This is a genomic window from Paraburkholderia acidicola, assembly GCF_002362315.1.
GTDB lineage: Bacteria > Pseudomonadota > Gammaproteobacteria > Burkholderiales > Burkholderiaceae > Paraburkholderia > Paraburkholderia acidicola.
In genome coordinates, this window is sequence record NZ_MTZV01000006.1 from 1,970,415 (window position 1) to 1,983,086 (window position 12,672).

The following is a 12,672-nucleotide window of genomic DNA, read 5'->3' on the forward strand; positions in this document are numbered from 1 at the left end:
TCGGCGCAGCTCTGACGCTATTATTGCCGTACCTCCAGGCGGACCGCTGTCACTGACAGCGGTCCGCTCCACTTCTGCTTTACGGCAACATGCGCATCGGAATCTCCGTTATCAGCCATCAGGGCCAGAATATCTGGCAGAACGGGCTGGGCCAGAACATCATCTTTCTGGCCCGGCTGTTCCAGCGGTTGCCGTTCGTGCGCGGCGTCACGCTGATCGACGTCGGCGACCAGGGCGTGATGCCGGAACAGGTCGACACGGCAACGCTAGGCCTCACGGTGATGTCGCAACGCGAGGCCAGCGACCAGGTCGACGTGATCATCGAAATGGCCGGTGCGCTCGACACCCAGTGGGTCGCCCTGATGCGCGCGCGCGGCAAGAAAGTGGTCTATTACTGCTGCGGCCATCCGTTTGCCGGCCTGGCGGAACCCGCCGTATTCGAAAAACCCAGTCATTTTTCCCGTACCGACCGCTGCGACGAAATCTGGTCGCTGCCCGAGTACCGGCTATTCGCCAGTTTTCAGCGCACGCTGCATCGCTGCCCTGTGCATACCGTGCCGTACCTCTGGCATCCGCAGTTTGTCCGGCAACGTATTGCCGAAGTGGAAACGCAAGGCTATCGCTTCGGCTGGGAAGCGGCGCGTGCAAAGAGCACGGCGGGCGGTGCGCACAAGGGTTTGAGCGTCGCCATTTTCGAACCGAACATCTCGGTGGCGAAAACTTCGGCGATCTCCATGCTTGCCTGCGACGAAGCGTATCGTGCCGATCGTTCGAGCATCGAAGCCATGCATGTGCTCAATACGCTGCACATGGCCAATCACCCCACCATGCTGCACCTCGCCAACTCACTCGATCTCGTGCGCGAGCACAAATCCACGTTCCATGGCCGGCACGACATCGTTGGCTTCATGGTGCAACACGCGGACGCGGTCGTTTCGCATCAATGGACGAACGACCAGAACTACAGCTATCTCGACGCGCTGAGCGGCGACTATCCGCTCATACACAACTCCGAATGGCTGAAGTCATTCGGAGCGGGCTACTACTACCCGGAATTCGATGCGATGCAAGGCGGCGCGCAGCTGCGGCACGCGTTAGCCCATCACGACGCAGGCCTCACCGACTATCACAGCGCATCACAGCGCGTGTTCGATGCAGTCGATCCATTCGCCGCGCATAACCTGCAGGGTTACGCGGACCGTTTGCTGGATCTGTGCCGCGATACGGACTTCGTCGACGGGCAGCAGCGAACATGACTACACCCACATCTCTTCAGAAAGGCACGGGCCGTCTCAACGTCGGTGTGACGATCCATGTGCGCAAGGGCACGCAGTCGCTGTGGGAAAACGGCATCTTCCAGAACTGCCTGTTTCTCGTGCAACTGCTGACGCGTGTGCCGCGCATCGACAAGGTGTTTCTGGTCGCCGGCGGCGACGGCAGCACTGAGGATGCTCGCAATTTTCTCGGCGATTCGCCGGCACCCGTGATCGATATGAACACGGCGATGGAAACGCTCGATCTGATGGTCGAGATGAGCGCGCAGCTCGGCAGCGAATGGATCGTCGCGTTTCGCGCGCGCGGCGGCAAGGTCGCGACGATGCGCGTCGGCAACGACTACGTGATCGACGCCGAGCGGATGGTATTCGACAAGCCGCACGGGCTGCTCATTTCCGGCGCGCCGTACGATGAGATCTGGACGCTGCCGCAGTACGAGAAAACGGCGGCCCCGTACTATCGCAGCGCGATGCGCGCCGAGGTACGCATCGTGCCGCATCTGTGGAGCCCCGTTGTGCTCGAGCGCGAGGTTGCGGCGCTGCCGGCTGGCACGCGCTTCGGTTATCAGCCCGGTCGTCGGCGCTGGCGCGCCGGGATCTTCGAGCCGAACATCTGCATGGTCAAAACGGGCTTTATCCCGATGCTGTGCTGCGAGGTGGCGCATCGCGCCGACCCCGACATGCTCGAGCGCGTCTGGGCGTACAACACGTTCCACCTGAAGGACCATGTGACCTTCAACGGCTTTGCGCACAGCCTGAACATCGTGCAGCACGGCATTTCATCATTCGAGGGGCGTTTCCCGTTCGTGCAGATCGTGTCCGCCAATGTCGATGTCGTGGTTTCGCATCATTGGGAGAACGCGCAGAACTATGTCTATTACGAAGCGCTCTACGGCGGCTATCCGTTGATCCACAATTCGCACCTGCTCGGCGATTGCGGGTATCGCTATCACGATTTCGATTGTGAAGAAGGTGGCGCTGCGCTACGCCGTGCGTTCGCGGAACACGATGCGAATCTCGACGCGTACCGGCAGACAGCGAAGACCTACCTGCACCGGCTCGATCCGGAAAACGAAGTCAACGTGCGCGCGTATGCCGATGCAATCGATGCACTCTACGTGAACCGTCAGCCATGATCTCCGTTCTTTCCCGTCTTGCCGTGTGTTGTGCTGCGTCGATGACGATGTTTGCGCCCACTGCGTCCGCGCAGAGCGTGCTGAGCGCACCGACCCCGTCCGGCCCGATGAATTCGATGGCCGCCGCCGTCAACAATGTCGGTATCAAGCAATGCCGTCCGCAACTGACCTCGCTATCGACGCTCGGTGTGCAGGGCACGGCCAGCAACGACCTGTTGCTCGACTGGGACCACAAGCGCGTGAACACCAGCCCGGTGTTTTCGCTGATCGGGCTCGACTACGGCTCGAACGCGGCGGCGATGTCGATCACCGCCGTACCGGAAACCGACGGCTCGTGTTCGGTGCTGGCCGAGCGGATTTCGGCGGCGCCGGTCGCGTGCAAGACTATCGCGAGCCAGGAGTTGCATGGCTACCGCGCGACACCGCTGCTCAGCCAGATGACCGTCTACACCGACGGCAAGGACCCGGGCTCGTCGGTGTCGCTGATCGACTCGCCGCCGGGCTGTCTGGTGATTCGCCGCTACGTGGCGTTTTCGAAAGCGGCAAGCGCCCACTGATCACGGCCATGACCCGCGTCTCGCGGGATGAATGCAAACGAGGAGAAAGCAAATGAAACACAGGTTCACGAAGCTGGCAGCCACCACGTTGCTGATGTCTTTTGCAGCGGGCGCGATGGCCGCAGGCACCTCGGCCGATGAACTGCTGCACGATGCGGACGCCGTGTTGCAGCAGATCGATGCGTCGCACGGTGGCGCGCTGTGGGACAACGCCGCGCCGTTCGTCAAGACGAAGTTCGAAAGATCGCAGTTCATCACGCAGTTGCAGCAGCAGCGGCAGTCGTATGGTGCCGTCACTTCGCGCGGTTGGGCGTCCGTCACGCGGCTGCAATATACGAACAGTCATGACGTCCCCGACGGCCTGTACGCAAACGTCGACTACGCATCGCACACCACCGATGGCAAGACCGTATTCGAGCTGGTCAGCTTCCGGCTGGAACCCGATGGTCAGTGGCGCCTGGTCGGCTATAACGCGCGCGGCACTCAGGAGCGCAATCCGACTGTCCAGCAGGTCGCTCCGAAACCATGAACGGATTGCGCGTTGGCATCACGATCGGCCTGCATCACGAGGCGGAAACGCTGTGGAATAACGGGATCAAGCAGAACGCGGTGTTTCTCGCCGAGGCGTTGCGGCACTGTCCGAACGTTGCTGCGACGGTACTCGTCAATACGACGCAGATCGCGATTACCGACAAGCTGCCGTGGGACCAGACGCGCTGGCCGACCCGGACCTTCGACGATGCGAAAGACACGCTCGATGTCCTGATCGAACTCGGCGGTCAGATCGACGCAGCGCAAACGGAGTACCTGAAGCAGCGTGGCGTGCGGCTGGTGTCGTACTGCTGCGGTTTCGAATACGTGCATGCGATGGAATCGGTGCTGTTTCGTCGGCCGCTGTGGGGCGAGAACCTGTTCGTCAACCAGCGCTATGACGACATCTGGATGATTCCGCAGGTCGACAACATCAGCCGGTCGTACTTCGAGGTGTTGCGGCGTTTGCCCGCGCGTGTTGCGCCATTCATCTGGAGCCCGATGTTCGTCGACGAGCGCAGCAAGGACTTGCCGGAGAGCGGCCGGTACCGGCCGGTCGGCGGTCCGAAGCGGCTCTCGGTGATCGAGCCGAACCACAATGTCGTCAAGTTCTGCCTGTATCCCGCGCTGATCGCCGAGCTGGTCTATCGCGAGCGGCCCGACAGCATCGCGATACTGCAGGTCACCAACGCCGAACAGATCGCTCGTGAGAGCCACGAGTTCATCGCGCTGATGAACCAGCTCGATATCGTCAGAAACCACAAGGCGGTTTTTCTCGGGCGGCACGACACGCCGGAATTCCTGTCGCGCAATACCGATATCGTCGTTTCGCATCAGCTGGAAAATCCGCTCAACTACATTTATCTGGAAGTGTGCTGGCAGGGTTATGCGCTCGTGCATAACGCGTCGCTGTGTCCGGAGCTCGGCTACTACTACCCGGGCAACGATGCGGCGAAAGGCGCGCAGCAGGTGCTGAGCGCACTCGACCAGCACGACGCGCACGCGTCCTGGTATCGCGAACGGCAGCGCACGATGATCGGCCGTTTTCTGCCGGACAATGCGCAGCTGGTCGCGACGTACAGCGCGCTGCTCGACGATCTCGTTCGCAAGCCGGTTCGTTAGGACATGGGTTTGATGTGGCTGCCGCATCGGTGGAACAGCGGTAGCGAGAAGTAACTTCGGGCAGCACTTCGACGGGTGGATTCGATCATGTTGTTTGGGCGCATTGCGGGGCTCATCGAAGCGGGCGATCTGGTGGACGCCGCACACGAAATTGCACACTGGCGCAGCGCGCAGCCGGACGATGCCGGCGCGCTGACGCTGGCTGCCCGCGTGATGCGCCTGTGCGGTCGTTACGGCGAAGCGACGACGACGCTCGATCGTGCGCTTGTGACCGTGCCCGGCTTCGTGCCGGCTCTCGTCGAGATGGCGCGTACGACGCGGACGCAGGGGCACGTCGGGCCGGCCACCGAATGGTTCGCGCGCGCCTGGCAAACCCAGCAAACGACGCGAAGCGAATACGGCGACCGCGGCGACCACGACTGGCCCGCCGAATGGATGGAACTGCTCGCGCAAGCTGGACGCAATCAGGAAGGGCGCGATATCGCGGCGGCGTGGTGCGAGCGGGACGGTAGCCGCGCGGCACCGTGGTTCACTTTAGGCCTGGTGAATCAGCGCGACGGCCAGTTGAACGCCGCCTTCGATGCCTACAGCCGCGCAATGCAGATCGATGCCGATCTGCCGATGCTGCGTAGCAATCTCGCTGCGTTATACAACCAGATGAAGGACGCGCAGACGGCGCGACGGCTCGCGATGGATGTCATCCGCGGCGAGCCGGAGAATTCGCTCGCATGGGTCAACCTGTCGAGCGCTTACCTGGCGCTGCGCCAGCCCGAGAACGCATTGATCGCCGCCGATCGCGCGTGCGTGCTCGCACCTTCCTACAACGAGGCGCTCGGTGGCCGGATCAGCGCGCTCAAGGAACTGCAGCGCTGGGATGACGCGTTGGCGACGGCGGTCCACCTCGCACAACTCGCGCCGAACAATCCGCGGGTGCAATGGACGGTCGCCATGCTGCAACTGGTTCGCGGCGACTACGCGAACGGTCTCATCAATCATGAGGCGCGCTGGCAAGGCTCGGGCGAACTGGCCAAAGTGCCGGTGTTCCGGCCGGAGCACCGCTGGCAGGGCGAGGATCTCGCGGGCAAGACCTTGTTCGTGTGGGGTGAGCAGGGCTTTGGCGATGCGTTCCAGTTCGTGCGCTTCGTTCCATTGATCGCAGAACGCGTGAGAGCGGCAGGCGGCAAGCTGGCCTACAACTGCTTTGCCGGGGTGCTGCCCTTGTTTCAGCGCAGTCTTGCGCGCTATGGAATCGAACCGGTCGCGCACAACACGGGCAACCTGGCCACGTTCGACTTTCATGTACCGATCGGCAGCCTGCCGCTGATGCTCGGCATGACTCCAGAGACGCTGCCTGTGCCAGAAGGTTATCTGCTCGCGGATGCGGGCAAGGTTGCGCGGTGGCGCGGCAAGCTCGGCGGCCCGGAGAAGCTGCGTGTCGGCCTGGTGTGGAGCGGTAGCCGCGGACATCAGCGCAATCCGCTGCGTTCGATCGATCCCATGAAATATGCGCAGACGTTCGCCGGTGTGGCGGGAGTCGAGTTTTACAGCCTTCAGGTTGACGACCGCGACAGTGTTGTCCGGATGCGCGAAGCCGGCTTGCCGGTGAACGATCCGACGCCGGAGCTTGCGTCGTTCGACGATACCGCCGCGCTGATGAGCAGCCTCGATCTGGTGATCACCGTATGCACGTCGGTCGTGCATCTGGGCGGCGCGCTTGGTGTGCCGACGTGGCTGCTGGTCGACGTCAATCCGCATTGGGTGTGGATGCTCGAGCGTAGCGATAGCCCGTGGTATAGCAGCTTGAGGCTGTTCAGACAGTCTGCGTATGGGGACTGGTCGCCGGTGCTTGACGCGCTACAGACAGCGTTGCGGGAACGTGCGGAACAGCATGCGAGGCAGCAGCACTCAAGCTGACGCCAGCCGATGGGGTATGCGGCGCACCGTACCCACCGTACCCCTGTGCAAGACCCGCGCGCCGTCTTACCATTCGCTCACAGCGATGCGAAGCGCCCTTAATCTCGAATCTCGACTGAAGAGCTGACTCATGTCCTCAGACAACACGTCCGATGTCTTTCTCAAGATCTACCGCGAGCAGAGCTGGCCCTCTGCCGGCAGCGTGTCCGGTTGGGGATCGGAGCTGCGCAACACCGAACAGATCATTCGCGAACTGCCGGGATTCCTGCGGCGCTTCTTCGTGAGAACGATGATCGATGTGCCCTGTGGGGATTTCAACTGGATGCGCCACGTCGACCTCGACGGGATCGACTATATCGGCGCGGACATCGTCCCCGATCTGATCAGGGCAAACGAGGCAACTTACGGTTCGGCACATCGGCGCTTCCTGCATCTGGACCTGCTTAGCGATTCGCTGCCGGACTGCGACCTGATCTTCTGTCGCGACTGCCTGTTCCACTTTTCTCACGCGGACGTGTTTCGCGCGTTCGAGACGTTCGCGAAGAGCCGCGCGCGCTATCTGCTGACAACCACCTTCACCTGCCGCACCTACCCGCGTAACGGAAACATCGAGACGGGCCAGTGGACGCCGATCAATCTCGAGATGGCACCGTACGATTTGCCTGCCCCTCGTGCCTTGCTGATTGAAGGCAGCAACGAAAGCATCATTTACGGCCCGGACAATGTCACGGTGCCGCAGTTTGATCGCTGTCTCGGGCTATGGGACATCGACGTGATTCGCGAGCGGCTGCGGCAACGCAATGCGCAGGCGGGACCGGCGTCATGATCGTATTGAGCCACTTCCGGCAGCCCGCGGCGGCCAGCGTCGAGAATCATCGCGAGTACGCGCGGCGGCTCGGATATCGCCACACGTACAACGACGCGACGCAGATCACCGGCCGCGTGCCGCTGTGTTTTTTCTACAAGTACGAGTGGCTGCTGGATACGCTGCGACACGCCGCCGAAAACGAATGCGTGCTGCTGTTGAGCGAGGATGCGCTGATCATCGAGTCGGTGCCGCTCGAACGTCTTATCGAAGCGCGTGACTGGCTGCTCGTTCGCGCCGGTGGCCACGCGTTGCCACAGGTCGACGTGCAGATCTGGCGCAATACGCCGGCTGCACGCGCGGCGCTCGAGCAGGTCGTCGCGCGGGCGCGCCTGGGCGGTGAACCGCTGGCATCGGAGGCTGCGCTGTTCGCGGGTCTCGAGACGCTCCCCCACCTGGCCCTGATCGACCGGATCTGTCCGGTGATGGGCGCGGGCTATAACTACGATCCGGCATGGAACCGCGTTCCCACTTTCGCGATCAGTATCGACGACGCGCCGGACATTCCCGAGAACAAGGGTGTGACACCGCGGTTTCGCGATGTGCTGGCGAGTCACGTGAACCGGCACCTCGCGTCGGGGCTACCGCTGTTCGACTTTTCCATGTATCCGACGCCCGCAGCCGACGAGCGCAGCACTTACGGCCCGGGTCCAGGCTCGCGTATCGCGCTGACCATGCTCTATACGTCGAACATCGACATGTACGGCCGGATCGCGGAGCGCAATCTGCGCCGCTATTGCGAAGCGCACGGCTACACGCTGTACGTTCATCGTGACATCCCGAAGGAGATCGGTCTGAACGCCAGCGGCAACTGGTTCAAGCCGTGGCTGCTGCATGCTTATATGCAGCATCACGAGTGGGTGTTCTGGATCGATTCCGATGTGCTGATCGCGGATCTGGACCGGCCGCTAGAAAGCCTGCTGGGCGGGCAGGACTGGGTACTCGCGCGCGATGTCGGACAGTGGGCGTTCAATTCGGGGGTGATGGGTTTTCGTCGCACGGAACCCAACGATGCGATGCTGCGCGATCTGATGCAGGAGATAACGGGGCTCGTCGACCGGTCGTCGGTGTATGCGAGCAATGGCGATCAGATGTACTTCATCGAAGCGATGACGCGCGCAGGTCTGCTGGAAGAAGGCACCGTGCTGGATACGACGGTCTTCAATACACCGTGGATGCTGCGTCGACCCGACAGCTTCATCGTTCACTACTACGGGATGTGGACGGAAATGCGTGCGTTGCTGATGGCGCACGACGACGCGTTACTCGACTAGCGCAGCAAAACGCCGCGCACCGGTCAAGGTGCGCGGCGAGACAAACAGTCAGTCAGCTCAACGATCAGCGTGCGGTAACGGTCACGCGACGGTTCTTCGCGCGTCCTTCCCGCGTGGCATTCGATGCGACCGGATTATCCGGACCGAAGCCATGCGCTTCGAACGCAGCCGATTTCAAACCGTGCCCCTTCAGATAACCGAGCACGCTCTCGGCGCGACGACGGGAGAGCCCCTCGTTATGCGCACGCGAGCCGGTCGAATCGGTATAGCCGCTCACCGTCACGTTGGCGAACGTCGCGTCCTTGCTGGCCGCGATCAGTTCATCGAGCTTCGCGGTCGCGGCCGGCGTGAGGTCGGCACGGTCGGTCACGAAGTTCGCTTCGCCGCTCAGTTCGAGGGTCTGCGGCGCGGCGGCCGGAACGGGCACGGGCGCCGGCGGAGCGGCTGCCACTTCCGGCGCACCGCACTGGAACGTGAGGGTGCGCGGGTTGGCGGCGGAGCCGTCGGTGCGTAGCGCGTCGATCGACTGAATGACCTGCACGGGTTGATCGCCGCAAATATGCTGTGCGGTTTTCATGCAGTTATTCGAGTTTTCGAAGATACCGCCGCATTCGACCCGATAAGCCTTCGGATGTCCCGGCATATCGATTGAATAAGCGGTGAACGTCGGTCCGGACGAGGCTGTGCAACCCGTGAGGGCGGCAGCGAGAACGAACCAGCAAAGGGCGATCTTTTTCATGTTGGTGTTTGAATAATGAAGTTCGACTGGCGGCTGGTCATTGCCGGACCCGGCGCGCACTGTTGCCCATTAGAAAGCGGCACAGCCGCTTGACCGATGTCGACTATAGCTTAGTGCATTTCTCCGGTTTGCCAAGAAATGTCAGATCAAATGCAGGCTTATATCGTGCCTGCCGGGCTGCCTGGTTCTCCGGTAATGCCAGATTGGTGCATCCCGCATAAATCCGCTACTCACGACCGGTGAAAACCGGTTGCCCGGACCTGATTCAGGTGTGATTCCGGAATTTACGGTACGTGATTCGAGCTGGATTGAACGGAGAGTGGCTTCCGGTGATGTGCCAATACCCGGTCAAATAAACCCCGGATTTTTCATTGTTTGACAGTTTTTGTTTGGGGCTTCCAGGAGAATACCTCTAGTAAAGTAGTTGCACCGCGTAGGCTCGGCACAGTTTCTCGATCGCCCGGCAACTCTCATCGAATAAAAGAATCGCGATCGTGGTGTCTTACGGGGAGCGTCACAAACGGCGAGGCATCGCCGCTTTTGTCGCGCGGCGCAGCAGTCCATGAGTATTACTACAGCAGGCCAGCTACCAGGACCGGTATCAGCATGAGAGTTTGTATTCTTGATAACGACATCCAGATCCTCGATATGATCAGCCGCGTTCTGGAAAGCGCGGGCCATGTATGCCACCAGTTTACCGAGGGCCGCACGCTGATCAAGCACCTCCAGCGGCAATCGCTCGATCTCCTGGTACTCGAATGGAATCTGCCCGATATTTCGGGTGGCGAGGTACTGAGCTGGGTTCGCAAACATCTACCGCCCGGTGTCCTGGTGCTGTTTCTGACCAACCGGCGCCGCGATACCGACATCGTGTCCATCTTCAACGGCGGCGCGGACGACTGCGTGGTCAAGCCGGTATCGCCGAGCGTGCTGGCGGCGCGTATCGAATCGCTGCTGCGTCGCAAACACATACCCGCGTCCGTTGCCGATGCCGTTTCGTTCGGCCCTTACACGTTCCACGGTGGTGGCACGGTCACGATGAACGACAACGTGCTGCCGTTGACTCGCAAGGAGCGTGATCTCGCATTGATGCTGTTCCAGCATATGAACCAGCCGGTGTCGCGTGACCATTTGCTCGAGGTGGTGTGGAAGTCGGATGCGCGGTTCGAGTCGAGAACCGTCGACACACATATTTCCGTATTGAGAAAAAAGCTGCAGTTCCAACCGGATGCCGGATTCAGGATCACGACGATCTATGGATACGGTTACCGTCTCGAAGCCGTCGGTGAGTAGGTCGCGCAGACGCATCGCTTCCGTGCCGTTGCTGAGTATGTCCGGATCATTCGTCCCAGAGGCGCACACGTGCGCCCCCTGATGGCGATGCGCTGATCCGTTCGGTCTCGCTGTTCGGCGAATGTTCCTGCACTTGCCGGTCCAGCGCCGATGCCGATGCCGACATGCGCCTGCCCGCATACAGGGTGGTCTCTGCGCGGCGCTCGCTGCGCTGTGACGCTGTCTTAAACCGCGCATGCTTTTTCATAGGCACCCGTCAGATCAGTCGCCGTGTGCGCGCTAGATCGACGTCAGGGTGACGTGGCAGCGCACAGCGTGGAGTCGAGTCTAGCCTGGGCACCCGTGGCAGACCTTTAACTATTGTCAAAACGAGGCAAATTGAGTTGTGCCAAACCAGGTAATTAAATAATGTCCTGATCGAAGTGATCGACCGGTCCCACGACGGGCCGCGAGACAGTGGACCCAACAGCGCCTTGCCGCGCGCTGCCGGGAGTCCGGGACCGCAGGGCAAACCTCGAGCGGTCGTACTCGGCACAAGCACTATAAATGCAAACCACGAGACACACCCTGGTCCTCACAGCCGGGCAGCCGTCCGGATGGGTGCGCGACCTCGAGTGTCAGGCGTGGTCGATCGCCACCGCGCTGCCAACCCACGAGCTACGACGCACGCTGGACGCGAATGTCCTGACGTGCGTTGTCGTCGACTTTACGCACGGCTTCGACAACGATGCTCATGCGGCGCTTGAACGGTTGCTCGCGTTGCCGAACGTCGGAGCGGTCGGCCTCGTCGCTCCGGGCCAGCTCGAAGATCCGCCGGTGCGTCACCTTGCAGTCGATCATTGCTTCGATGTTCTTTCAATGCCCGCTTCGCCGGCACAGTTAACACTCTCCATTGCCTATGCGTTCGATATGCTCGAGTCGCGTATGCACGAGCGTGATATCGACGGCAACCTGCTGCTGCGCGCGGGGCTCAAGGGCGGTCATCAGGTGCATGCGGAAGGCAGCATGATCGGTTCATGCGAAGCGATGGTCGCGCTGTTTCGCTCGATCCGTAAGGTCGCGAGGACCGATGCGCCGGTTTTTATCTCGGGTGAATCCGGTACCGGAAAGGAGCTGACTGCGCGCGAGATTCACGAACGTTCGGCGCGTCGCAACCGGCCGTTTGTCGCGATCAATTGCGGAGCGATTCCGCCGCATCTGCTGCAGTCGGAGCTATTCGGCTACGAGCGCGGTGCGTTCACCGGTGCGAACCAGCGCAAGATTGGCCGCGTCGAAGCGGCTACGGGCGGCACGCTGTTTCTCGACGAGATCGGCGATCTGCCGTTCGAAAGCCAGGCGAGCCTGTTGCGTTTTCTGCAGGAAAAGAAGCTCGAGCGGGTCGGAGGGAATCAGTTGCACGATATCGACGTGCGGATCATCGCGGCGACACACATCGATATGCCGGCTGCTATCGAGAGCGGTCGCTTCCGCGCTGATCTGTTTCACCGTTTGTGTGTGCTGCGTATCGATGAACCACCGCTGCGCGCGCGAGGTACCGATATCGAGCTGCTCGCGCGGCGCATGCTTGATCGCTACCGTTCGGATTCACAGCGCATGGTGCGCGGATTCGCGCCGGACGCGATTGCCGCGCTCTATACCTACCCATGGCCCGGCAATGTTCGCGAGTTGATTAACCGGGTGCGGCGCGCGATCGTCATGTCGGACCGGCCCTTCATCACGGCGGACGATCTCGATCTAGGTGACTATGCGGATCGCAGTACGGTGTCGCTTGCTGAAGCGCGGGAAGAAGCGGATCGCGACGTGATCCAGATGGCATTGCTGAGAAATCGCGGCAGCCTGAGCAAGGCCGCAATCGATCTGAGGATTTCACGCGTCACGCTAACGCGATTGCTGCGCGCGCGAGGGATGAGCGCCGCAGACTTTAGATCGTCGCGCGACGCGCGTTGACCGTTGGCAGCGTGAGGGAA

Annotated in this window: 11 protein-coding genes; 10 read left to right on the forward strand and 1 reads right to left on the reverse strand. The window is 61.5% G+C overall.

The window, feature by feature from the left end:
* The first annotated feature begins 89 nt into the window (after positions 1–89).
* From BWP39_RS27495 to BWP39_RS27530, 8 genes are all read left to right on the forward strand, one after another.
* Positions 90–1,256, forward strand: coding sequence for a DUF2827 domain-containing protein (locus BWP39_RS27495; protein WP_096725380.1), 1,167 nt, complete (start codon positions 90–92; stop codon positions 1,254–1,256).
* Positions 1,253–2,410 carry a DUF2827 domain-containing protein gene (locus tag BWP39_RS27500; protein ID WP_096725381.1) on the forward strand — a complete coding sequence of 386 codons (1,158 nt, stop codon included), beginning with the start codon at positions 1,253–1,255 and terminating at the stop codon, positions 2,408–2,410. Before BWP39_RS27495 ends, BWP39_RS27500 begins: the two co-directional genes overlap by 4 nt.
* Positions 2,407–2,967 carry a hypothetical protein gene (locus tag BWP39_RS27505; RefSeq protein WP_133116952.1) on the forward strand — a complete coding sequence of 187 codons (561 nt, stop codon included), beginning with the start codon at positions 2,407–2,409 and terminating at the stop codon, positions 2,965–2,967. Before BWP39_RS27500 ends, BWP39_RS27505 begins: the two co-directional genes overlap by 4 nt.
* A gap of 52 nt (positions 2,968–3,019) precedes the next feature.
* Complete coding sequence (locus BWP39_RS27510; protein ID WP_096725383.1) at positions 3,020–3,496, forward strand: DUF4019 domain-containing protein; 477 nt, start codon at positions 3,020–3,022, stop codon at positions 3,494–3,496.
* Positions 3,493–4,620, forward strand: a complete 1,128-nt coding sequence (locus BWP39_RS27515; RefSeq protein WP_096725384.1) for a DUF2827 domain-containing protein — start codon at positions 3,493–3,495, stop codon at positions 4,618–4,620. The genes BWP39_RS27510 and BWP39_RS27515 overlap by 4 nt, the downstream gene beginning before the upstream one ends.
* Positions 4,621–4,707: 87 nt before the next feature.
* The gene (locus BWP39_RS27520; protein WP_096726211.1) at positions 4,708–6,534 is read left to right on the forward strand and encodes a tetratricopeptide repeat protein; all 1,827 of its coding nucleotides are present in this window, start codon (positions 4,708–4,710) and stop codon (positions 6,532–6,534) included.
* A 130-nt stretch (positions 6,535–6,664) separates the two neighbouring features.
* The gene (locus BWP39_RS27525) at positions 6,665–7,360 is read left to right on the forward strand and encodes a hypothetical protein (RefSeq protein ID WP_096725385.1); all 696 of its coding nucleotides are present in this window, start codon (positions 6,665–6,667) and stop codon (positions 7,358–7,360) included.
* Positions 7,357–8,673 (forward strand): glycosyltransferase family protein, encoded by a 1,317-nt coding sequence (locus BWP39_RS27530; RefSeq protein WP_096725386.1) that lies wholly within the window; start codon positions 7,357–7,359, stop codon positions 8,671–8,673. The genes BWP39_RS27525 and BWP39_RS27530 overlap by 4 nt, the downstream gene beginning before the upstream one ends.
* A 64-nt stretch (positions 8,674–8,737) precedes the next feature.
* On the opposite strand, the gene BWP39_RS27535 is transcribed toward BWP39_RS27530, so the two are convergent.
* Positions 8,738–9,250, reverse strand: a complete 513-nt coding sequence (locus tag BWP39_RS27535) for an OmpA family protein (RefSeq protein ID WP_207557137.1) — start codon at positions 9,248–9,250, stop codon at positions 8,738–8,740.
* Between the two features lie 768 nt (positions 9,251–10,018).
* Here BWP39_RS27535 and BWP39_RS27540 point away from each other — a divergent pair.
* On the forward strand, positions 10,019–10,705 hold the full coding sequence (locus tag BWP39_RS27540; RefSeq protein WP_096725388.1) for a response regulator transcription factor: 687 nt from the start codon (positions 10,019–10,021) through the stop codon (positions 10,703–10,705).
* A 546-nt stretch (positions 10,706–11,251) separates the two neighbouring features.
* Positions 11,252–12,652 carry a sigma-54 dependent transcriptional regulator gene (locus tag BWP39_RS27550; protein ID WP_096725390.1) on the forward strand — a complete coding sequence of 467 codons (1,401 nt, stop codon included), beginning with the start codon at positions 11,252–11,254 and terminating at the stop codon, positions 12,650–12,652.
* The last annotated feature ends 20 nt before the right edge of the window (positions 12,653–12,672 follow it).